This is a genomic window from Burkholderia sp. BCC0397, from assembly GCF_902832865.1.
GTDB lineage: Bacteria > Pseudomonadota > Gammaproteobacteria > Burkholderiales > Burkholderiaceae > Burkholderia.
This window is the reverse complement of the sequence record NZ_CADFDL010000003.1, coordinates 80,933-102,009: the sequence shown is the minus strand read 5'-3', so window position 1 is coordinate 102,009 and position 21,077 is coordinate 80,933. Positions and strand designations below refer to the sequence as shown.

Genomic DNA, 21,077 nt, shown 5'->3' with positions numbered 1-21,077 from the left:
GTCATGACCGATTCGACCCATCACTATTACGAACCGTCGCAAGGCCACGGCCTGCCGCACGATCCGTTGAACGCGATCGTGGGCCCGCGCCCGATCGGCTGGATTTCCTCCCGCGGCAGCGACGGCACGCTGAACCTCGCGCCGTACAGCTTCTTCAACGCGTTCAACTATCGCCCGCCGATCATCGGCTTTTCGAGCACCGCCGCGAAGGACAGCGTGCGCAACGTGCAGGAAACCGGCGAGTTCGTATGGAACCTCGCGACGCGCGATCTTGCCGAGCGGATGAACCAGACCTGCGCCGCCGTGCCGTACGACGTGAACGAATTCGAACTCGGCGGCTTGACCGCGGTGTCGTCGCGCCTCGTCAACGTGCCGCGCGTCGCGGAAAGTGGCGTGAACTTCGAATGCAAGGTGACCGACGTGATCCGGCTGCGCGATCATCGCGGCGTCGAAACGCCGGCTACGCTGGTGCTGGGTGAGGTCATCGCGGTCCATATCCGCCATGACCTGCTGAAGGACGGCATCTTCGACACGTTCGGCGCGGGCATCATTCTTCGTGCGGGCGGCCCGTCGGCCTATGTGCACGTGAAGCCCGACAGCCGCTTCGACATCTTCCGTCCCGACGCGTGATCGATCGCGCGCCGCAGTAAGCCGGCAATCGGGCGCACGAGCGTCCGAACCCGACGAAAGACCCCGAGATCCAGGATTTCGCGGGGTCTTTTGCTTCGTACCCTCACATGATCGGGACGACGTCGATCCCGTCCGTCCCCCCGATGCCCGATCGTCGCCGCCGGCCCGGCGACCCCGCACCGCAGCAAAACCCGTCCTGCTGACTCCGTCCGCCGCACTCCCGCGCCGCCGCGATCCGCCATGGCAAATCTGCTCACCACGAACGAGCGGCTTGGGCATCGACGTCCGCCGCTGCAAGGCATAAATTTTCAAGGTTGACGTGCTTATCCGCGCGTCAGCTCGCGCGCAGGCCGGCAACCGGCCCGCGCGTTCCCAAACAGCGTGAGACACAATCGAGCGTGGAGACGACACGATGAGCCTGTCAGAGCCATTGCGTCTGCATGTGCCGGAGCCCACCGGGCGCCCGGGCTGCAAGACGGATTTTTCCTATTTGCATCTATCGCCGGCCGGCGCCGTCCGCCGCCCGCCGATCGACGTTGCCGCGGCGGACACCGCCAATCTCGCCCGCAGCCTTGTGCGCGTGCTCGACGACAGCGGCAAGGCCGTCGGCCCGTGGGCCCCCGATCTCGACGATGCGCGGCTGATCGCCGGGCTGCGCGCGATGCTCAAGACCCGCATTTTCGACGCGCGCATGATGATTGCGCAGCGCCAGAAAAAAATCTCCTTCTACATGTTGAGCCTCGGCGAAGAGGCGATCGGCACCGCGCACGCGATGGCGCTGCGCGACGGCGACATGTGCTTTCCGACCTACCGGCAGCAGAGCATCCTGATCGCGCGCGACGTGCCGCTCGAGCGGATGATCTGCCAGCTGATGTCGAACGAAGGCGATCCGCTGAAGGGGCGCCAGCTCCCGGTGATGTACTCGGATCGCGAAGCCGGCTTCTTCTCCATTTCCGGCAACCTCGCGACGCAGTTCATTCAGGCGGTCGGCTGGGCGATGGCGTCGGCGATCAAGGGCGATACGAAAATCGCATCCGCATGGATCGGCGACGGCGCGACGGCCGAAGCCGATTTCCACACCGCGCTCACGTTCGCGCACGTGTACCGCGCGCCGGTCGTGCTGAACGTGGTCAACAACCAGTGGGCGATCTCGACGTTCCAGGCGATCGCGGGCGGCGAGGGCACGACCTTCGCCGGGCGCGGCGTCGGCTGCGGGATCGCGTCGCTGCGGGTCGACGGCAACGACTTCCTCGCGATCTACGCGGCATCGAGCTGGGCGGCCGAACGCGCGCGCCGCAATCTCGGCCCGACGCTGATCGAGTGGGTGACCTACCGGGCTGGCGCGCATTCGACGTCGGACGATCCGACCAAGTACCGGCCGAGCGACGACTGGTCCCATTTCCCGCTCGGCGATCCGATCGAGCGCTTCAAGCGTCACCTGATCGTGAAGGGCATCTGGTCGGACAGTGCGCACGATGCGTTGACGGCCGAGCTCGAGGCCGAGGTGATCGCCGCGCAGAAGGAAGCGGAGAAGTACGGGACGCTGGCCGACGACCGGATTCCGTCGCCGGCCTCGATGTTCGACGATGTGTACAAGGAGCTGCCCGCGCACCTGCGCCGTCAGCGCCAGGAACTGGGAGCATGATCATGGCCCAACACGAAACGGATACGGCGACGCAGCCGATGACGATGATCCAGGCGCTGCGCTCCGCGATGGACGTGATGCTCGGGCGCGACAGCGATGTGGTCGTGTTCGGGCAGGACGTCGGCTACTTCGGCGGCGTGTTCCGCTGTACCGAAGGACTGCAGAACAAATACGGCAAGTCGCGCGTGTTCGATGCACCGATCTCCGAAGGCGGGATCGTCGGCGCGGCGGTCGGGATGGGCGCGTACGGATTGCGGCCCGTCTGCGAGATCCAGTTCGCCGACTATTTCTACCCGGCCTCCGACCAGATCGTGTCGGAAGGCGCGCGGCTGCGCTACCGGTCGGCCGGCCAGTTCACCGCGCCGATGACGATCCGGATGCCGTGTGGCGGCGGCATCTACGGCGGCCAGACGCACAGCCAGAGCCCGGAGGCGATGTTCACGCAGGTATGCGGGCTGCGCACGGTGATGCCGTCGAATCCGTACGACGCGAAAGGGCTCCTGATCGCGTCGATCGAGAACGATGATCCGGTGATCTTCCTCGAGCCGAAGCGGCTGTACAACGGGCCGTTCGACGGCCATCACGAACGGCCCGTCACGTCGTGGCTCAAGCATCCGGCGAGCGCGGTGCCGGAAGGCTATTACACGGTGCCGCTCGATACGGCCGCCGTCGTGCGGCCCGGCAACGACGTGACGGTGCTGACGTACGGCACGACGGTGCACGTGTCGCTCGCCGCGGCCGAGGAGACGGGCATCGACGCGGAAGTGATCGACCTGCGCACGCTGTGGCCGCTCGATCTCGACACGGTCGTCGCGTCGGTGCGCAAGACCGGGCGCTGCGTCGTGGTGCACGAGGCGACGCGCACCTGCGGCTATGGCGCGGAGCTCGTGTCGCTGGTGCAGGAACACTGCTTCTACCACCTCGAAGCGCCGGTCGAGCGCACCACAGGCTGGGACACGCCGTATCCGCATGCGCAGGAATGGGCGTACTTTCCGGGCCCGACCCGGGTCGGTGAAGCGTTGCGACGCGTGATGGAGGCGTGAGATGGGGATTCATGTCATCAAGATGCCGGATATCGGCGAAGGAATCGCCGAGGTCGAGCTGGTGGCCTGGCATGTGGAAGTCGGGCAGACGATCAAGGAAGACCAGCCGCTCGCCGACGTGATGACCGACAAGGCGGCGGTCGAGATTCCGTCGCCGGTGACGGGCAAGGTGATCGAACTGGGCGGCCGGATCGGCCAGATGATGGCGGTCGGCAGCGAGCTGATTCGTCTCGAAGTCGAAGGTGACGGCAACCTGAAGGCCGCGGCACCGGTGCGAGAAACCAAGGTAGCAACCGCACCGGTCGCGGCGGCGCCGTCGAAACCGGCGGCCGACGCGCCGGCCGAACCGCCTGCGCAGCCTGCGGCGAGTCGCGCCCCGGCGAAACCGCGCCGCGACGAACCGGCCGCGCCGCCGCGCGCGGCGCTCGCGCCGGGCGAACGGCCGCTCGCGTCGCCGGCCGTGCGCCAGCGTGCGTGGGACATGGGCATCGAGCTGCGCTACGTGCGCGGCACCGGCGAAGCCGGGCGGATCCTGCATGCGGATCTCGATGCGTATGCGCGCACCGGCGGCGGCACGACGCACGGGTCGCAACCGCGCGGCTACGACGAACGCCACGACGAAACCGAAGTGCCGGTGATCGGGCTGCGGCGCGCGATCGCGCGCAAGATGCAGGAAGCGAAGCGCCGCATCCCGCATTTCAGCTACGTCGAGGAAATCGACGTCACCGAGCTCGAATCGTTGCGCACGGAACTGAACCGCCGCCACGGCGACACGCGCGGCAAGCTCACGCCGCTGCCGCTGCTGATCCGCGCGATGGTGATCGCGCTGCGCGACTTCCCGCAGATCAACGCGCGTTTCGACGACGAAGCGGGCGTCGTCACGCGCTACGGCGCGGTGCACATGGGCGTCGCGACGCAGACGGACGGCGGCCTCACGGTGCCCGTGCTGCGGCATGCGGAAGCGCGCGACGTGTGGTCGATCTCGGCGGAAATCGCGCGGCTCGCCGACGCGGTGCGCGCGAACCGTGCGCAGCGCGACGAGCTGAGCGGGTCGACAATCACGATCTCGAGCCTCGGTGCGCTCGGTGGCATCGTGTCGACGCCGGTGATCAATCATCCGGAAGTGGGCATTGTCGGCGTGAACCGGATCGTCGAGCGGCCGATGATCCGCGACGGCGCGGTCGTCGCGCGCAAGATGATGAACCTGTCGTCGTCGTTCGATCATCGCGTCGTCGACGGTGCGGATGCGGCCGAATTCATTCAGGCCGTGCGCGCGGTGCTCGAACGCCCGGCACTGCTGTTCGTGGAGTGAGCCGATGAAGAACGAACACACCACACTGCTCGTCATCGGCGGCGGCCCGGGCGGCTACGTCGCCGCGATCCGCGCCGGCCAGCTCGGCATTCCGACCGTGCTCGTGGAGCGCGACCGGCTCGGCGGGACGTGCCTGAACATCGGCTGCATTCCGTCGAAGGCGCTGATCCACGTGGCCGACGCGTTCGAACAGGCGTGCGGCCATGCGGGCGAAGGGGCGCTCGGCATCCGCGTGCGCACGCCGGAGATCGACATCGCGAAAAGCGTCGCATGGAAGGACGGCATCGTCGACCGGCTGACGCGCGGCGTCGGTGCGCTGCTCAAGAAGAACGGCGTGCGCGTGCTGCACGGCGAAGCGCGCGTGATCGACGGCAAGACCGTCGAGGTCGTCGGCGGCGGCCATACGGTGCACATCGGTTGCGAACACCTGTTGCTCGCGACCGGTTCCGAACCGGTCGAGCTGCCGTCGATGCCGTTCGGCGGGCACGTCGTGTCGTCCACCGAAGCGCTGTCGCCCGCGACGCTGCCGAAGCGGCTGGTCGTCGTCGGCGCCGGCTATATCGGGCTCGAACTCGGGATCGTCTATCGCAAGCTTGGCGTCGACGTCAGCGTCGTCGAAGCGGCCGAGCGCGTGCTGCCTGCGTACGATGCCGAACTCGGGCGGCCCGTTGCCGATTCGCTCGCGCGCCTCGGCGTGCGGCTGTGGCTCGGCCACCAGGTGCTCGGTCTGGACGCGCACGGCGCGGTGCGCGTGCAGGCAGCCGATGGCGCCGAGCAGACGCTGCCGGCCGATCGCGTGCTGGTTGCCGTGGGCCGCCGGCCGCGGGTCGACGGCTTCGGGCTCGAGTCGCTGCTGCTGGATCGCAACGGCCGCGCGCTGCGGATCGACGACGCATGCCGGACCTCGATGCGCAACGTCTGGGCGATCGGCGACGTCGCGGGCGAGCCGATGCTCGCGCATCGCGCGATGGCGCAAGGCGAGATGGTGGCCGAACTGATCGCCGGCCGGCGGCGCCAGTTCACGCCCGCATCGATCCCGGCCGTGTGCTTCACCGATCCCGAGATCGTGACGGCCGGCTGGTCGCCGGACGATGCACACGCGGCCGGCGTCGACTGTCTGAGCGCATCGTTCCCGTTCGCGGCGAACGGGCGTGCGATGACGTTGCAGGCGACCGACGGATTCGTGCGCGTCGTCGCGCGGCGCGACAATCACCTGATCGTCGGCTGGCAGGCGGTCGGGCGCGGGGTGTCGGAGCTGGCTGCGGCGTTCTCTCAGTCGCTGGAGATGGGCGCGCGGCTGGAAGACATCGGCGGCACGATCCACGCGCATCCGACGCTCGGCGAAGCGCTTCAGGAAGCTGCGCTGCGCGCGCTCGGACACGCGCTGCATGTTTGACGTGCGCGCCTGACGGGGCCGTAATTTTTCGAGACGAGGGGAGGGTTGTCGGCGCCGCGTCGGCCGACGATCATGTCGATAGCCGGAAACCGGGCCGCCTCGGGCCCGCCAACGCAGGCTCCAAACGGAAGAACCGGACATGCAACTGCTGCTCGTCGGCGCGACCGGACTCGTCGGGCGCCACGTCCTCGAAGTCGCGCTGGCCGATACGCGGGTCGACCAGGTGATCGTCCTCGCGCGCCGGCCGTTGTCGCCGCACCCGAAGATGCGCGCACTGGAAGTGGATTTCGACCATCTGCCCGACACGGCCGACTGGTGGCACGCGGATGCCGTGATCTGCACGCTCGGCACCACGATGCGGGCCGCCGGTTCGCAGGCGGCGTTCCGGCGCGTCGATCACGACTATCCGCTCGCGGTCGCGCGGCTCGCGCACCGGCACGGCACGCCGACCTACGTGCTGAATTCCGCACTCGGCGCGGACGCTGCGTCGCGCATCTTCTACAACCGCGTGAAGGGCGAGGTCGAACAGGCGCTCGCCGGCGTCGGGTTCGATTCGCTCACGTACGTGCGACCGGGCCTGATCGGCGGCAGCCGAGACGAGTTCAGGTTCGGCGAGCGGCTGTTCGTGTTCGCGTTGAGCGCCGCCGCGCCGGTGCTGCCGGCGAAGTGGCGCGTGAATCCCGCGTCGCAGATCGCGCGCGCATTGCTCGACGCGGCGATCGACGCACGGCCGGGCGTGCAGGTCGTCGCATCCGACCGGCTCGTCTGATGCGCCGACGGTGCGACGAAAGCACGGTGTCGTGACGCTGAGTCACGACACCGACAACTTGTCTGCGCACGCGACATCGACGCCGCGCGGCACCCGTTGAACCTCCTCCTGCCGACGTCATGACGGCCGCACCCGTTCGGGCACCCCGGCCGCTCAAACTTTCATTTTTCCGACGTCTGCCTTGCGGCGAAATTGCCCCGGCATCCCCCGATCATTCGGACGATTTCGAAAATCGAGCGATTCCGGGTAATCACCGATATCTCGCAAGTTGTATATACAAGATCATCCGCTGGCAATGTCGGCACCCGTCGTGCCGGTTGCGCGCCAGCGTGCAGACCGTGCGTGCGTGGCGCATGCCGGCGATCCACGGCGCCCCGCATCCGCAGAGCCGAAAGGGCGGCTCGCAGCTTCCTGTCTCGTTCAAACCATGTGTGGTCCTGAGTATTTTGGAGATTGACCCGTGTCAACGAATTCCAGTGGAAAAGCCGGCGGACTGATCGAGGTTCGCTCGATCGACTTCATTCCCGACGCCGAGCGCCACGGCGGCCTGCTGAGCCAGTTCACGCTGTGGCTGTCGGCGAACATGCAGATCACGGCCATCGTCACGGGCGCGCTCGCGGTCGTGCTCGGCGGCGACGTGTTCTGGTCGCTGGTCGCGCTGCTGCTCGGCCAGCTCGTCGGCGGCGCGGTGATGGCGCTGCACGGCGCGCAGGGGCCGCAGCTCGGTCTGCCGCAGATGATATCGAGCCGCGTGCAGTTCGGCGTGTACGGCGCGATGATCCCGATCGTGCTGGTGTGCCTGATGTACATCGGCTTTTCCGCCAGCGGCTCGGTGCTGGCCGGGCAGGCCGTCGCGCAACTGCTGCACGTCGACGATGCGGCCGGCATCCTGCTGTTCGCGGCCGTGATCGTCGTGCTGACCGTGTTCGGCTATCGCGCGATCCACTTCGTCGGCCGGATCGCGAGCGTGGTCGGCATCGTGGCGTTCGTCTACATGTTTGCGCAGCTGTTCGCGAACCACGACATCGGCGCGCTGCTCGCGAACCGGCATTTCTCGCTCGCGAGCTTCCTGCTCGCGATGTCGCTGTCCGCGTCGTGGCAGATCGCGTTCGGCCCGTACGTGGCCGACTATTCGCGCTACCTGCCGCGCTCGACGTCGTCGGTCGCGACGTTTCTCGCGGTCGGCCTCGGCTCGGTGATCGGCGCACAAGCGGCGATGGTGTTCGGCGTGTTCGCGGCCGCGCTCGCCGGCAGCCAGTTCGCGCACCATGAAGTGTCGTACATCGTCGGCCTCGGCTCGACGGGCGCCGTGGCCGCGCTGCTGTATCTGAGCATCGCGTTCGGCAAGGTGACGGTGACGGCGCTCAACGCGTATGGCAGCTTCATGTCGATGGCGACGATCGTCAGCGGTTTTCGCGGCAAGGGCGCCGTATCGTCGAAGAGCCGCCTCGTGTACATCTTCGGGATGATCTGCGTGTCGACGCTGATCGCGCTCGCGGGCCGTCATTCGTTCCTGAAGGAATTCACCGCGTTCATCCTGTTCCTGCTCGCATTCTTCACGCCGTGGAGCGCGATCAACCTGGTCGATTATTACTGCTTCACGCGGTCGCGCTACGACGTGCCGGCGCTGTCCGATCCGGACGGTCGCTACGGCCGCTGGAACGTGATGGCCATCACGATCTACTTGGTCGGCATCCTGGTACAACTGCCGTTCATGTCGACGCACATCTACACGGGGCCGCTCGTCGATGCGCTCGGCGGCACCGACATCTCGTGGATCCTCGGCCTCGTCGTGCCGGCCGTGCTGTATTACATCGGCGCCCGCGCGTCGCGACGCAGCATTCCCGAACGCCTGATCCGGCCGCTCGAACGCGGCGAGGTTCACCACTGACGCCACGTCTCGCGCCTCGGGCCGGCACGTCGCCGGCCTGAGCGCCGAGCCGGTCGCAATCTGCGCCGGGCGCTGTCGACACAATCCCGTATCCCGCGATACCGGTGCGGCATTCACGCCGCGCCCGGCATCGTTTCAATCTCGATCCACTAAATAGTATGACTAAGCATAGTGAAGTGCGCGGCATCGATTACCGCGCGCGGCCGGTGCGCGCCGGTCTTCGCGTCACGGTGGCGATCGCCTGCCTCGCCGGTTCGGGCGCCGCGCTCGCGCAGGACGGCGTCACGCTGTACGGCGTGATCGACGAATTCGCGCAGGTCGTGAATACGGGCAACGGCTATACGGCCGCGATCAACTCGGGCGGCCAGTGGGGCAGCCGGTTCGGGTTGAAGGGCGGCGAGGAGATCGGCGGCGGCCAGAAGATCGAGTTCGCGCTGGAAAACGGCTTCAACCCGAACGACGGCTCGCTCGCGAGTGCCGGCAGTATGTTCAACCGGCAGGCGTGGGTCGGCATCGCGGGACAGTGGGGCAAGTTGCGCGCGGGCCGGCAGAATTCGCCGCTATTCAACGACCAGGGCGGGCAGGATGCGTTCGGCGGCGTCACGCAGGCATCCGGCATGGACAACCTGACCGTGTTCGCGTTCCGCACGAGCAACACGCTGTCGTACCAGAGCCCGGAGATCGCCGGTTTCCAGGGCGGGCTGTACTTCGGGTTCGGCGATGCGGGCGGCGTGCGCTCGGCCGGGTCCAGCCAGCAGTTCGACCTGACCTACGAACACGGCCCGTTCGGCGCATTCGTCGCGGGCCAGTGGTTGAAGAACGCCACGGCGACCACGACCGATCGCACGATCATGGCCGGCGCATCGTACGCGATCGGCAAGGCCACCGTGTACGGCGGTTTTTCCGCCGTGAAGTGGGCCGACCTCGGGATCGATTCGCGCGTGTACGGGCTGTCGGTCAAATACCAGTTCAATCCTGCCAACTATGTCGCGCTCGGTTACGCGTATCTGCACGACCAGTCGTCGCAGGGCAACCATGCGGACCAGCTCGGGCTGATGTACGAGTACGACCTGTCGAAGCGCACGAGCTTCTACGGTGCGCTGTCGTACCTGCGCAACCGCAACCGGGCCGGCTACACGCTCGCCGGTGCGGCGAACCCCGGCCTGCCGCTCGCGTACCCGGGCGCGAATGCGCGCGGCGTGCAACTCGGCATCGTGCATCGCTTCTGACGCACACACACGGCGCGACGCGCCGGGCCGTATGCGCTCGGCGCTTTCTCCGGGCACGTTCGCGCCGTTACTTCCCGAGTCGCTCCGCCAGCGAATAGCGCTGCATGCAGCGCTCCATCGCGTCGAGAAACGCATGCTCGGCCGCGTTCATCTTGCGGTCGCGATGCCACAGCAGGAACACGTCGACATCGACGAGCCCGTCGTCGGGCGGCAGCCGCCACAGCCGCTGCTGTGCGATGTCGTCGCGCACGATGTGCTCGGGCAGGCAGCCGATCCCGTAGCCCGCGAAGATCAGCCGCCGCACTTCGTCGAGGCTCGGCGACGACGCGACGATGCGCCCCGTGAAGCCCTTCTGGTCGCGGAACACGGTGAGCGGCGACAGGCTGTCGCCGATCTGGTCGCTCGTGAACGACACGAAATTCTCCGCGAGCAGGTCGTCCATCCGCAACTGCGTCTGCCCGAACAGCCGGTGATGGCGGCCGCAGTAGATCGCATAGCGCTGGCGCAGGAAGCAGCGCATCTCCAGCTTGTCGTGCGGCGTGCGGCACAGGCCGAGGCCGGCCGTGGCCGTCTTCTGCAGCAGCGACGACAGGATGTCCGACGAACGCATCACCTCGATCTGCAGGTCGATACGCGGATACGCGCGATGGAAATCCGCGAGGAACTCGTCGTAGACGGGCGATTCGATGCGGCTCACCGTCAGCAGCCGGATCGAGCCGGTCAGGTCGGCCGTGCTGTCGTCGATTTCGGTTTCGAGGCGCGAGATGCCGCCGTAGATGTCGCTCGCGATCCGGTACACGGCTTCGCCGGCCGGCGTCGGCGCGAAGTGTGCGCCGCGCCGCTCGATCAGACGGCGCTCGAGCGTCTCCTCGAGCCGCCGCAGCGCCTGGCTCACGGCCGGCTGCGTGACGTGCAGGCGGGCGGCCGCGCGGCTCACGCTGCGCTCCTGCATGATCACCAGATAGGTGCGCAGCAGGTTCCAGTCGAGGCGGTCATTCAGGAACGGGGCGAGGTCGGGGCGCATCGGGTCTCCGGGGCGGCGGGCAGACATTAGTTGAATTTATATTGAGAATAATAACTTGAAATTTGACTAATGATTTGCGGCCACCGATAAAGGAGGGGCGCCGCAGCGTGCGGCGCGAGGCCGCGACAGACGGCCGTCGTCACGATATTGCGTGTCGCGCCGCCGCGGCGCGCGTCAGGAGCCCGCATGACCCAGTCCCTTCCTTCCGCCCGCCAGCCGGCGCGCGCCGCGACGGCCGCGTTCATCGGCACGATGATCGAGTGGTACGACTTCTACATCTACGCGACCGCTGCCGCGCTCGTGTTCGGCGAACTCTATTTCCCGTCGCACGACCCGTTCGTCAGCACGATGGCGTCGTTCGCGACGTTCGCGGTCGGCTTCTTCGCGCGCCCGCTCGGCGGCGTGATCTTCGGCCATCTCGGCGACCGCATCGGCCGCAAGAAGGCGCTGATGACGACGCTGATGATGATGGGCGTCGCGACCGTCTGCGTCGGGCTGCTGCCCGATTATTCGAAGGTCGGCATGCTCGCGCCGGTGCTGCTCGTCGCGCTGCGCGTCGTGCAGGGGATCGCGGTCGGCGGCGAATGGGGCGGCGCGGTGCTGATGGCGGGCGAGCATGCGCCGCAGGGGCGCCGCACGTTCTTCGCATCGTTCGCGCAACTCGGCAGCCCGGCCGGGCTGATCCTGTCGCTGATCGCGTTCCGCGCGGTCACGTCGATGGACAAGGCCGACTTCCTCGCCTGGGGCTGGCGCCTGCCGTTTCTCGCGAGTTCGGTGCTGCTCGTGGTCGGCATCCTGATCCGGCTCGGCGTGAACGAATCGCCGGAATTCGCGCGGGTCAAGGAAGCCAACCGCACGGTGAAGCTGCCGGTCGCCGAAGTGTTCCGTTCCGCGTCGGGGCTCGTGCTGCTCTGCATCGGCGCGAACACGATCGGCATCGCGGGCGTCTATTTCACGAACACGTTCATGATCGCGTACACGACGCAGTACGTCGGCGTATCGCGCTCGCTGATCCTCGACAGCCTGTTCGCGGTCGCGATCATCCAGTTCTTCGCGCAGCCGCTCGCCGCGTGGATCGCCGAGCGCATCGGCGGCGCGCGCTTCCTGAAACTTGCAGCGCTGCTCGCGATGCTGTCACCGTATCCGATGTTCATGCTCGTGCAGGGCGGCACGTCCGCGTCGCTGATCGCGGGCATCGCGCTCGCCGTCGTCTGCATGGCCGGCTTCTATTCGGTGATCGCGGGCTTTGTCAGCGACGTGTTTCCCGCCCACGTGCGCTATTCGGCGATCTCGCTCGCTTACCAGATTTGCGGCGCGATCGCGGGCGGCCTGACGCCGCTCGTCGGCACGTGGCTCGCGCATCGCTTCATGGGCCAGTGGTGGCCGCTCGCGGTGTTCTACACGTGTCTCGCCGGTATTTCGCTGCTCTGCATCGTCGCGCTCGATGCGCGCCGTGCCGCGCAACCGGCCGCCGCCGAAGCGCTCGGCTCGCATTGACCCTCAACGAACGAATCGATCCGGAATGCATATGAACGACCTGCTGGAAATCGACGGCGCCCGCCTGTGGCAGAGCCTGACCGACATGGCGTGCGTCGGCGCGACGCCGCGCGGCGGCGTGCGGCGCCTCGCGCTCACCGATGACGACCGGCGCGGGCGCGACCTGTTCGCGCAATGGTGCCGCGATGCGGGGCTGACGGTGAGCGTCGATGCGGTCGGCAACCTGTTCGCCCGGCGCGACGGCGCCGATGCGCAGGCCGCGCCGGTGCTGATCGGCAGCCATCTCGACACGCAGCCCGAAGGCGGCCGCTTCGACGGCGTCTACGGCGTGCTCGCCGCGCTCGAACTCGTGCGCACGCTGAACGACGCGGGCATCGCGACCGACAAGCCGCTCGAGATCGTGTCCTGGACCAACGAGGAAGGTGCGCGCTTCGCGCCGGCGATGCTCGGCTCGGCCGTGTTCACGGGCGCGTTGCCGCTCGACGACGCGCTCGCGAAGCAGGACGCCGACGGCGTCACGCTCGGCGCGGCGCTCGACGCATGCGGCTATCGCGGCACGCGCGCAACGGGCGGCGCGGTCGATGCGTATTTCGAGGCGCATATCGAACAGGGGCCCGTGCTCGAGGCGAACGGCACGACGATCGGCATCGTCACGGGCGGGCAGGCGATCCGCTGGCTCGACGTGACGGTGACGGGCGTGGCCGCGCACGCGGGCACGACGCCGATGCCGTATCGCAAGGATGCGTATTTCGCGAGCGCGCAGATCGCGCTCGAACTCGAACGGATCGTCGCCGGCTACGCGCCGTGCGGGCTCGCGACGATCGGGCAGGTCGGCATCCGCAACGCATCGCGCAACACGATTGCCGGCGACCTGACGTTCACGGTCGACCTGCGTCATCACGACGATGCCGAAGTGGATGCGATGGAGCGCGACCTGCGCGACGCATGCGCCCGCATCGCCGCCGCGCGCGGCGTGCAGGTGGCGATCGATACTTGCTGGCGCAGCCCGGCGACGCCGTTCGACCGCGATTGCGTCGGGCTGGTCGCGCAGGCGGCCGCCGCGTTCGGCTACACGCACGAGCGGATCGTGAGCGGCGCCGGCCACGATGCGATCCTGCTCGCGCGCCGTTTCCCGACCGCGATGGTGTTCATTCCGTGCGTCGACGGCCTGTCGCACAACGAAGCCGAGGATGCATTGCCCGACGACGTGACGCGCGGCACGAACGTGCTGCTCCATGCGGTGCTGGCGCGCGCGGGCATCGCGGCGCGCGTCGACGCGCCGGCTGCGACGCACGGCGCCTGATACGGCGAATCGACGAGGACCCCATGAAAACCTATTTCCATCCCGAACAACTGCTGCACCATCCGCGCAGCTACCTGTCGCGCGGCCAGATGCGCGAGCCGCAGGAAGTGCCCGAACGCGCGGCGCGGCTCGTCGCGGCCGTCCGGTCGCTCGACTTCGACGTGCGCGAGCCGGCCGACCGCGGCACCGCGCCGATCGCGGCCGTGCACGACATGAACTATCTGCGCTTTCTCGAGGACGCGCATCGCGACTGGAAGCAGATGCCCGACGACTGGGGCGACGAAGTGATGTCGAACGTGTTCGTGCGCGATCCGAACCCGCTGCGCGGCGTGCTCGCGAAAGCCGCGCGCTATCTCGCCGACGGCAGTTGCCCGGTGGGCGCGAACACGTGGCGTGCGGCGTACTGGTCCGCGCAGGGCGCGCTGGCCGCGGCGGCCGACGTCAACGACGGCGCGCGCGAAGCCTACGCGCTGTGCCGGCCGCCCGGCCATCATGCGCGCCGCGACGCGGCCGGCGGCTTCTGCTACCTGAACAATGCGGCGATCGCCGCGCAGGCGCTGCTCGGCCGCCATCGCCGCGTCGCGATTCTCGATACCGACATGCATCACGGGCAGGGCGTGCAGGAGATTTTCTACGGCCGCGACGATGTGCTGTACGTGTCGATCCACGGCGACCCGACCAACTTCTACCCGGTCGTCGCGGGCTACGAGGAAGAGACGGGGGCGGGCGCCGGCGACGGCTTCAACCTCAACCTGCCGATGCCGCACGGCGCGCCGGAGTCGACGTTCTTCGAGCGGCTCGACGACGCGCTGCGCGCGCTCGCGCGGTTCCAGCCCGATGCGCTCGTGCTCGCGCTCGGCTTCGACATCTACAAGGACGATCCGCAATCGCAGGTCGCGGTCACGACCGACGGGTTCGGGCGGCTCGGCGGCGCGATCGGCGCGCTCGGGCTGCCGACGGTGATCGTGCAGGAGGGCGGCTATCACCTCGAGAGTCTCGATGCGAATGCGCGTGCGTTCTTCGGCGGGTTTGCCGCGGGGCGCTGACCGAGCCGTCGGAACCGGACCGTACGCTCAAAATGAAAACGGCCGCATGGGGCGGCCGTAAAAATGCGTGCGGAACGGGCCCCGGCAGGCCGGGCCTTGCCCGCGCTTACGAATTCGCGGCGGCCGGCGAGCGGCGGCGCTGCGTGACCTGCAGCGTGACGAGCGCGAGTCCGGCGGCGGCGATCAGCGCGCCGACGAGCGGCACCGCCGCGTAGCCGAACCCGGCCGAGATCGCCGCACCGCCGGCGGCGGCGCCCACCGCGTTGCCGAGGTTGAACGCGCCGATGTTGACGGCCGACGCGAGGCCCGGCGCTTCATGGGCCGCGCGCATCACGCGCATCTGCAGCGGCGGCACGACCGCGAACGTCGCGATCCCCCAGACCAGCAGCGTGACGCCGGCACCCGCATGCGTGGTGGCGAGCAGCGGGAACGCAGCCATCGTCGCGATCAGCAGCAACAGGAAGCCGATCAGCGTGCCGTCGAGCGAGCGGTCGGCCAGCCGGCCGCCCGCGATGTTGCCGATCGAGAAGCCGACGCCGATCAGCACGAGCATCGCGGTCACGAAGCCGGGCGTCGCGCCCGTCAGGTGTTCGAGCGTCGGCGCGACGTACGTATAGAGCGTGAACATCGCGCCGGCGCCGAGCACCGTCGTCCCGAGCGCGCCGAGCACGACGGGCCGCGTCAGCACGGAGAGTTCGGCACGCAGGTCGGGCATCTTGCCGGCTTCCCCCTTCGGCAGCGCGGCGAACAGGCCGGCGATCGCGATCAGGCCGAGGCCCGCGGTCGCCGCGAACGACATGCGCCAGCCGATGATGTGGCCGAGCCAGGTCGCGGCCGGCACGCCGCCGACGTTCGCGATCGTCAGGCCCATGAACATCGTCGCGACCGCGCTGGCCTGCTTTTCGCGCGGCACGAGGCTCGCCGCGACCACCGAGCCGAGCCCGAAGAACGCGCCGTGGTTGAGGCTCGTCACGAGGCGGGCGAGCAGCAGCGTCATGTAGTCCGGTGCGACGGCCGACAGCAGGTTGCCGATCGTGAAGATCGACATCAGCGCGATCAGCGCGGAACGGCGCGACCAGCGCGCGAGCAGCAGCGTCATCAGCGGCGCGCCGACCATCACGCCGATCGCGTACGCGCTGATCAGCATGCCGGCTTGCGGAATCGACACGTGCACGCCGTCGGCGATCACGGGCAGCAGGCCCATCGGCGAGAACTCGGTCGTGCCGATGCCGAACGCGCCGGCGGCGAGCGCGAGCAGCGGCAGCGCGGCGCCGCCGCCCGGGCGGGACGGGGAGGAAGTCGTGGGGTTCACGCGGAGAGCTCCTGTAATCGGGGAACAACGGCACGAAGCCATTGAAGACAGCGTGAAGTATGCCTGCATTACTTTTGCGGAAAAAGCAGCATCCGGACGAAATTATCTTGATTTCATGTCAACAATGCAGCGCGCGGGCGACGTATGTGGCGTGACTCATGAGCCGCACTGCAAGGCGCAACAGCAAAAAAAGCCCCGACCACAGGGGGACCGTGGCCGGGGCGGAAACGCATCCTCTCTTTGGCACGAGGGGTTGGATGCGCGCGCAGTATATTTCGGGCCAGGACGATTCGAATCGGCGTTAAACGGCCGTTTTTGATGTCAATTTGAAAATTGCGATGTCGTGGTGGCGTCCGTCGGCGTTCTGAAAGATTTTTCGGTGGCACGGCGGTGTCGTTTAGTGTGCAACAACAGCGAAAACGACGAGATCGCGGGAGGGCGATTCCGTCCGTCGGCCGGCGCTGCAAGTCGCATCGCCTGACCGCGCGCCGATGCGTCCGCATTCATTCAGCCCGGCTCGCCGGCCGCATCGCGGACCGCCGCGAGAAACCGCGCGACGACGGGCGACGGAGCCGCCGCCGCGCCGTCGAACACGAACTCGATGTCGAAGCGGCTCGCGAGTTCGTCGAGCGCGACGAGCCGGACGGTGCGCGGGCAGGTCGGCGATGCGCTTTCCGGCACGAACGCGCAGCCCATCCCGGCCGCGACGAGGCCGATCAGCGTCGGGATGTCGCTGCCGACCTGCGCGATGCGCGGCGTGAAGCCGGCCTGCTGGCACTGCGTCATCAGGAACCGGTGGTGCGCGGCGGAGCGCTGTGCATCGAACCAGACGAACGGCGCGTTCGCGACATCGGCCAGCGTGCGCGGCGCGACGAAGCGGCCGCCCGGCGGCGCGGGCATCGCCAGTACGAAGCGGTCGCTCAACAGCCGCACGCCCGTCAGGTGCGGCGCTTCCTCGCGACGCCACGCCATGATCCCGGCGTCGAGCTGGCCGCGCATCAGCGCGCTCGCCTGTTCGGCCGACAGCATCGGCGCGATCGACAGTTTCACGTCCGGGCACGCATCGCGAAACGCCTTGAGGACGTTCGCGACGACCGGCAACGGCAGGCAGTTCGGCAGCGCGCCGAGCCGCAGTTCGCCGAGCTGGCCGGCCGCGCTGCGCAACGCGCGCTCGCGGCTGTCCTGCAGCATGGCGAGCAGGCCGGTCGCATCGTGCAGGAAGCTCGTGCCGGCCGCCGTGAGCGTGACGCCCGTCGCGCGACGGATCAGCAGCGGCGTGCCGATCGCGTCCTCGAGCTCGCGGATCTGCCGCGACAGCGCGGGCTGCACGATGCCGGCCGCGCGGGCACCGGCCATCACGCTGCCGGCCTGGGCGACGGCGACGAAGTAGCGCAGGTGACGTAGTTCGATCTGGCGCATGCGGTGTCCGGTCGGGTAGGTGGGGGGGATATGCCTGCGAAGCATAACAAACGCCATTCGATGGTATTGGAAAGCATGACGGGCCTGCCGTACGATGACCGGCATTGCCGCATTGCCGCATTGCCGCATTGCCGCATTGCCGCATTCGCTTCGTCGCGAGTCGCGTGCGTTCCCTCCGTCCTCATTGTGTTCCGTCCCATGCCGCTCCATATCCCGACCCCTTATATCCGCTCGCCCATCGCGTCCCGCCGGCTCGGCAGGACCATCCGGCTGAAGCTCGATGCGCTGCAGCCGTCGGGCTCGTTCAAGCTGCGCGGCATCGGCGCCGTCTGCGAAGCGCGCCATGCGGACGGCGCCCGGCGGTTCGTGTCGTCGTCGGGCGGCAACGCGGGCATCGCGGTCGCGTATTGCGGCCGCGAGCTCGGCGTGCCGGTGCGCGTCGTCGTGCCGGAAAGCACATCGGCCCGGGCGCGCGAGCTGATCCGCGTCGAAGGCGCGGAACTCGTCGTGCACGGCGTGAGCTGGGCGGAGGCGAATGCGTTCGCGCAATCGGCGCTCGGCGAGCACGACGCGTTCGTGCATCCGTTCGACGATCGCGTGCTGTGGCAGGGCCACGCGACGATGATCGACGAGATGGCGGCGGCCGGCCCGAAGCCCGACGCGGTCGTGCTTGCGGTCGGCGGCGGCGGTCTGCTGTGCGGCGTGCTCGAGGGGCTGGCGCGCAACGGCTGGCACGACGTGCCGGTCATCGCGGCCGAGACGGAAGGCGCCGACAGCTATGCGCGCTCGCTCGCGCAGGGGCGTCCGGTCGAACTGGCGGCAATCACGAGCATCGCGACGACGCTCGGCGCGAAGCGGCCGTGCGACGCGGCGGTCGAATGGGCGACACGCCACGCGATCCATCCGGTCGTCGTGTCCGATGCCGACGCGGTGGCTGCGTCGCTGCGGTTTCTCGACGAACACAGGATCGTCGTCGAGCCCGCGTGCGGCGCTGCGCTGGCCGCGCTGGAGCGGCCGGTGCCGGTGCTCGCGTCGGCAGCGGACATCGCGGTGATCGTCTGCGGCGGCGTGACCACGACCGTCGAGCATCTGCAGACGCTGCGCGCGACGTTGCGGTAGGTGGGGTCTCGGCAGTCGGAGCGGCGCGAGTTGGCGGGTGGCCCGCGATTTTCGCTTGTTGTGACTGTGGGCATGGGCCGCGCATGGCTGACCATGACGCGTCGACGTTGCCTTTCCGTCAATCCCGCGCGGCCGGCTACAGCCGGAGGGGCGGGAACGACCTCGCGGAATGATGCGGAAGGTGTGCGTACCGTCGCGTTGCGCCGCACGCGGCCGGCGCGACGATACGGGAGCGCGATCAGTTCGCGGTGGGTGCGCTCGCGCCGGACGGCGCGGACGATGCGACCGGGTTGGCGGTGGCCGGCGCAGGCGATGCGCTTGACTGCGCCGATGCCGATGCCGATGCGGGTGCCGATGCCACTGCCGAAGGCGCGGGCACGGCCGATGACGGAGTGGTGGTGGCCGGCGCTGCTGCCGGACCCGAATGAGACGGGGGCGCGGAAACCGGCGCGGCCGTCGAACCGGAGGTCGACGAGGGGGCCGGCGCGGTTGTTGGACCAGAAGCCGGCACGGGCGCCGAAGCAGGCGCAGGCGCAGGCGCCGGACCGGCCGCCGAAGCCGGCGTAGGCGCGGACACCGCCGCGGGCGCCGCCCCCGAAGCCGGCGCCGAGCCGGACGCCGCCGCCGGCGCGGCAGCGCGCATCGCAGCCGGCGCCGCGACGGCCGATGCCGCGGCTGGCACGGCATTCGCGCCCGACCCGGGCGCGACACCCGGCGCCGACAGCGGCACCGGCGCCGCGGGCGGCGTTGGCACGACCGGCGTCGTCATCTTCATCGGTTCGCCCTGCGGCGTCGGCGCGGGCTCGGGCAGCGGCGCGACGGGTTCCTTCTCCGCGGCCTTCACGGTCGCGCGGTCGCGGCGCGCCGGGTCGATCTTCAGGAAATGGTCGACGAGCGTGAAGAAACGCTCATAGAACACGCCGGCGGGAATCGTCTCGCTCGCGGTCTTGACGAGCGCATCGTCGCTCGACCCGATCGGCAGCGACAGCGAGCCGAACACGCTCAAGCCGACGCTGGCCGACGTATTCGATTTCTTCAGCGTATAGCGGTCCTGCACCGCGTTCACGTACGCGATGCTCGACGAGCCGTCCGCATCGGCATCCGCGCACACGACGTGAAACTCGATCACGACGTGCATGTCGTTGCTCGGCTGGAAATTCTTGCTGCCGTCGACCGCGTCGTTGCGCGACGACGACACCACGTAGCCCTGGCTCAGCAGTGCGCGCCGCGCGGCCTCGCAGGCCGCGTCGGATTTCGAGTGGAACGTATGCGCATACGGGCTGCTGGTCGCGTCGAACTGTTCCTGCTGGTAGATCGGCTTGGGCGGCGACGAGCATGCCGCCAGCACGGTCGCGGCCGCGAGCGCGCACGAAACGGAAAACAGGCGAAATCGGTTGTGCATGGCGTCTTTCAGAAGGCTCGGCGAGAGGCGGCGCAAGGGTAGTGCCCGAATTGATGCGCGTGCACATCTCGTATGGCCGGGGCGACATTATAGTTTCGTTTGATGTCGCGCTCGCTTCAGACGGCCGGCGCGCCGCGCGCAGCGGCCAGCAATTGCGACGTCAGCGGATGATGTTCGCCGCGCCGCGAGCGGATCGCGTGGATCTCCTCGGTCACGTCGCCCGCCCGCCCGAGCCGCCTGAGCCCGCGCAGCAGCGACGCGTCGTTCGCGCCGAGTTCGCTCAGCGGAAACACGCCGAGGCCGCGCGCCGCGAACACGGCCATCAGCGCGCTGTCCTCGAACTCGCCCGCCACGCGCGGCACGATCCGCTCGCTTTCCAGCCACAGGTCGAGACGCGCACGCAATGCCGAATGCGCGGTCGGCAGCAGCACCGGCAGGTCGGCCAGGCACTGCGGAAAGCGCTGCCGCGCGGCCGGCGTGACGAGCGCCGCGGGCCCGTACCAGTCGACCGGCGACGCGACGAGGCGCTCGCTCGTCACGCGCAGGTTCGACCCGGACGGCGCGCCTTGGCCGGCCAGCACGAGATCCAGATGATGCAGCGCGAGTTCCGCGAGCAGCGCGTCGTGTTCGCCCTCGTGGCACAGCAGCCGCAGCGTGGGCGTGTCGAGCACCGGGGCCAGGATCGCGTGCGCGGCGAGCTTGGAGATGCCGTCCGCGAGGCCGACCGCGAGCCGCACGGTCGGCCGGCTGGCCGCCGCGCGCACGTCGTCGGGAATCAGCCGACCCATCTCGAAGATGACTTCCGCGCGCGCAAAGGCGGCCTGCCCGGCGTCGGTCATCGCGACGCCGCGCCCGGCCGGGCGCAGCAACTGGTGCCCGAGCGATTTCTCCAGCTCGCGCACCTGCGCGCTGATCGTCTGCACGGCCATGTCCAGCCGGCCGGCGGCCCGCGCGAAGCCGCCTTCCTTCACGACGACCCAGAAATAGTACAGATGGCGAAAATTCAGCATCGGAGCGCGATATATCGAAAAAACCGAACC

At 68.7% G+C, this 21,077-nt stretch carries 17 protein-coding genes; 12 read left to right on the top strand and 5 right to left on the bottom strand.

Features of this window, described 5'->3' with window-relative positions; all coding sequences use genetic code 11:
* The first annotated feature begins 3 nt into the window (after positions 1–3).
* The 8 genes from HWX03_RS10555 to HWX03_RS10520 all read left to right on the top strand — a co-directional run bounded on the left by HWX03_RS10555 (position 4) and on the right by HWX03_RS10520 (position 9,915).
* A complete protein-coding gene (locus tag HWX03_RS10555) occupies positions 4–630 on the top strand; it encodes a flavin reductase family protein (RefSeq protein ID WP_175871211.1) in 627 nt (208 codons plus the stop codon).
* Positions 631–1,042: 412 nt separating this feature from the next.
* Entirely contained in the window at positions 1,043–2,275 is a 1,233-nt protein-coding gene (locus HWX03_RS10550) for a 3-methyl-2-oxobutanoate dehydrogenase (2-methylpropanoyl-transferring) subunit alpha (RefSeq protein WP_059573914.1), read from the top strand.
* Positions 2,276–2,277: 2 nt separating this feature from the next.
* Entirely contained in the window at positions 2,278–3,318 is a 1,041-nt protein-coding gene (locus tag HWX03_RS10545) for an alpha-ketoacid dehydrogenase subunit beta (protein ID WP_124557245.1), read from the top strand.
* A 1-nt stretch (position 3,319) separates the two neighbouring features.
* Positions 3,320–4,630 carry a dihydrolipoamide acetyltransferase family protein gene (locus HWX03_RS10540; RefSeq protein ID WP_175871210.1) on the top strand — a complete coding sequence of 437 codons (1,311 nt, stop codon included), beginning with the start codon at positions 3,320–3,322 and terminating at the stop codon, positions 4,628–4,630.
* 4 nt (positions 4,631–4,634) lie between these two features.
* The gene (gene lpdA / locus HWX03_RS10535) at positions 4,635–6,026 is read left to right on the top strand and encodes a dihydrolipoyl dehydrogenase (RefSeq protein WP_175871209.1); all 1,392 of its coding nucleotides are present in this window, start codon (positions 4,635–4,637) and stop codon (positions 6,024–6,026) included.
* 139 nt (positions 6,027–6,165) lie between these two features.
* A complete protein-coding gene (locus HWX03_RS10530) occupies positions 6,166–6,795 on the top strand; it encodes an NAD(P)H-binding protein (RefSeq protein ID WP_175871208.1) in 630 nt (209 codons plus the stop codon).
* Positions 6,796–7,255: 460 nt separating this feature from the next.
* Positions 7,256–8,686, top strand: coding sequence for a cytosine permease (locus tag HWX03_RS10525; RefSeq protein WP_175871207.1), 1,431 nt, complete (start codon positions 7,256–7,258; stop codon positions 8,684–8,686).
* A gap of 158 nt (positions 8,687–8,844) precedes the next feature.
* Entirely contained in the window at positions 8,845–9,915 is a 1,071-nt protein-coding gene (locus HWX03_RS10520) for a porin (RefSeq protein WP_175871206.1), read from the top strand.
* A gap of 67 nt (positions 9,916–9,982) precedes the next feature.
* Here the strand turns inward: HWX03_RS10520 and HWX03_RS10515 are convergent, their stop codons facing one another.
* Positions 9,983–10,939 (bottom strand): LysR family transcriptional regulator, encoded by a 957-nt coding sequence (locus HWX03_RS10515; RefSeq protein WP_050015147.1) that lies wholly within the window; start codon positions 10,937–10,939, stop codon positions 9,983–9,985.
* Positions 10,940–11,125: 186 nt separating this feature from the next.
* Between HWX03_RS10515 and HWX03_RS10510 the strand changes: the two genes are divergently transcribed.
* Genes HWX03_RS10510 through HWX03_RS10500 form a run of 3 tightly spaced genes read left to right on the top strand, consistent with a single transcriptional unit; the run spans position 11,126 to position 14,785 of the window.
* Positions 11,126–12,436, top strand: coding sequence for an MFS transporter (locus HWX03_RS10510; RefSeq protein WP_175871205.1), 1,311 nt, complete (start codon positions 11,126–11,128; stop codon positions 12,434–12,436).
* Between the two features lie 31 nt (positions 12,437–12,467).
* Positions 12,468–13,739, top strand: a complete 1,272-nt coding sequence (locus HWX03_RS10505; RefSeq protein WP_175871204.1) for a Zn-dependent hydrolase — start codon at positions 12,468–12,470, stop codon at positions 13,737–13,739.
* A gap of 23 nt (positions 13,740–13,762) precedes the next feature.
* On the top strand, positions 13,763–14,785 hold the full coding sequence (locus tag HWX03_RS10500) for a histone deacetylase family protein (RefSeq protein WP_175871203.1): 1,023 nt from the start codon (positions 13,763–13,765) through the stop codon (positions 14,783–14,785).
* 106 nt (positions 14,786–14,891) lie between these two features.
* Here the strand turns inward: HWX03_RS10500 and HWX03_RS10495 are convergent, their stop codons facing one another.
* Both HWX03_RS10495 and HWX03_RS10490 read right to left on the bottom strand, forming a co-directional pair.
* Positions 14,892–16,097 carry an MFS transporter gene (locus HWX03_RS10495; protein WP_175871202.1) on the bottom strand — a complete coding sequence of 402 codons (1,206 nt, stop codon included), beginning with the start codon at positions 16,095–16,097 and terminating at the stop codon, positions 14,892–14,894.
* Positions 16,098–16,604: 507 nt separating this feature from the next.
* A complete protein-coding gene (locus tag HWX03_RS10490; protein WP_174389593.1) occupies positions 16,605–17,516 on the bottom strand; it encodes a LysR family transcriptional regulator in 912 nt (303 codons plus the stop codon).
* Positions 17,517–17,714: 198 nt separating this feature from the next.
* Here HWX03_RS10490 and HWX03_RS10485 point away from each other — a divergent pair, with 198 nt between their 5' ends.
* On the top strand, positions 17,715–18,635 hold the full coding sequence (locus HWX03_RS10485) for a pyridoxal-phosphate dependent enzyme (RefSeq protein WP_175871201.1): 921 nt from the start codon (positions 17,715–17,717) through the stop codon (positions 18,633–18,635).
* Between the two features lie 238 nt (positions 18,636–18,873).
* On the opposite strand, the gene HWX03_RS10480 is transcribed toward HWX03_RS10485, so the two are convergent.
* Positions 18,874–20,037, bottom strand: coding sequence for a DUF2242 domain-containing protein (locus tag HWX03_RS10480; protein WP_175871200.1), 1,164 nt, complete (start codon positions 20,035–20,037; stop codon positions 18,874–18,876).
* 116 nt (positions 20,038–20,153) lie between these two features.
* Positions 20,154–21,047 carry a LysR family transcriptional regulator gene (locus HWX03_RS10475; protein WP_175871199.1) on the bottom strand — a complete coding sequence of 298 codons (894 nt, stop codon included), beginning with the start codon at positions 21,045–21,047 and terminating at the stop codon, positions 20,154–20,156.
* Positions 21,048–21,077: the final 30 nt, after the last annotated feature.

Bases quoted from the DNA above. Each gene is read 5' to 3' on its own strand.
- HWX03_RS10555 (WP_175871211.1), top strand. From the start codon at position 4: ATGACCGATTCGACCCATCACTATTACGAACCGTCGCAAGGCCACGGC.
- HWX03_RS10550 (WP_059573914.1), top strand. From the start codon at position 1,043: ATGAGCCTGTCAGAGCCATTGCGTCTGCATGTGCCGGAGCCCACCGGG.
- HWX03_RS10545 (WP_124557245.1), top strand. From the start codon at position 2,278: ATGGCCCAACACGAAACGGATACGGCGACGCAGCCGATGACGATGATC.
- HWX03_RS10540 (WP_175871210.1), top strand. From the start codon at position 3,320: ATGGGGATTCATGTCATCAAGATGCCGGATATCGGCGAAGGAATCGCC.
- lpdA (WP_175871209.1), top strand. From the start codon at position 4,635: ATGAAGAACGAACACACCACACTGCTCGTCATCGGCGGCGGCCCGGGC.
- HWX03_RS10530 (WP_175871208.1), top strand. From the start codon at position 6,166: ATGCAACTGCTGCTCGTCGGCGCGACCGGACTCGTCGGGCGCCACGTC.
- HWX03_RS10520 (WP_175871206.1), top strand. From the start codon at position 8,845: ATGACTAAGCATAGTGAAGTGCGCGGCATCGATTACCGCGCGCGGCCG.
- HWX03_RS10515 (WP_050015147.1), bottom strand. From the start codon at position 10,939: ATGCGCCCCGACCTCGCCCCGTTCCTGAATGACCGCCTCGACTGGAAC.
- HWX03_RS10510 (WP_175871205.1), top strand. From the start codon at position 11,126: ATGACCCAGTCCCTTCCTTCCGCCCGCCAGCCGGCGCGCGCCGCGACG.
- HWX03_RS10505 (WP_175871204.1), top strand. From the start codon at position 12,468: ATGAACGACCTGCTGGAAATCGACGGCGCCCGCCTGTGGCAGAGCCTG.
- HWX03_RS10500 (WP_175871203.1), top strand. From the start codon at position 13,763: ATGAAAACCTATTTCCATCCCGAACAACTGCTGCACCATCCGCGCAGC.
- HWX03_RS10490 (WP_174389593.1), bottom strand. From the start codon at position 17,516: ATGCGCCAGATCGAACTACGTCACCTGCGCTACTTCGTCGCCGTCGCC.
- HWX03_RS10485 (WP_175871201.1), top strand. From the start codon at position 17,715: ATGCCGCTCCATATCCCGACCCCTTATATCCGCTCGCCCATCGCGTCC.
- HWX03_RS10480 (WP_175871200.1), bottom strand. From the start codon at position 20,037: ATGCACAACCGATTTCGCCTGTTTTCCGTTTCGTGCGCGCTCGCGGCC.
- HWX03_RS10475 (WP_175871199.1), bottom strand. From the start codon at position 21,047: ATGCTGAATTTTCGCCATCTGTACTATTTCTGGGTCGTCGTGAAGGAA.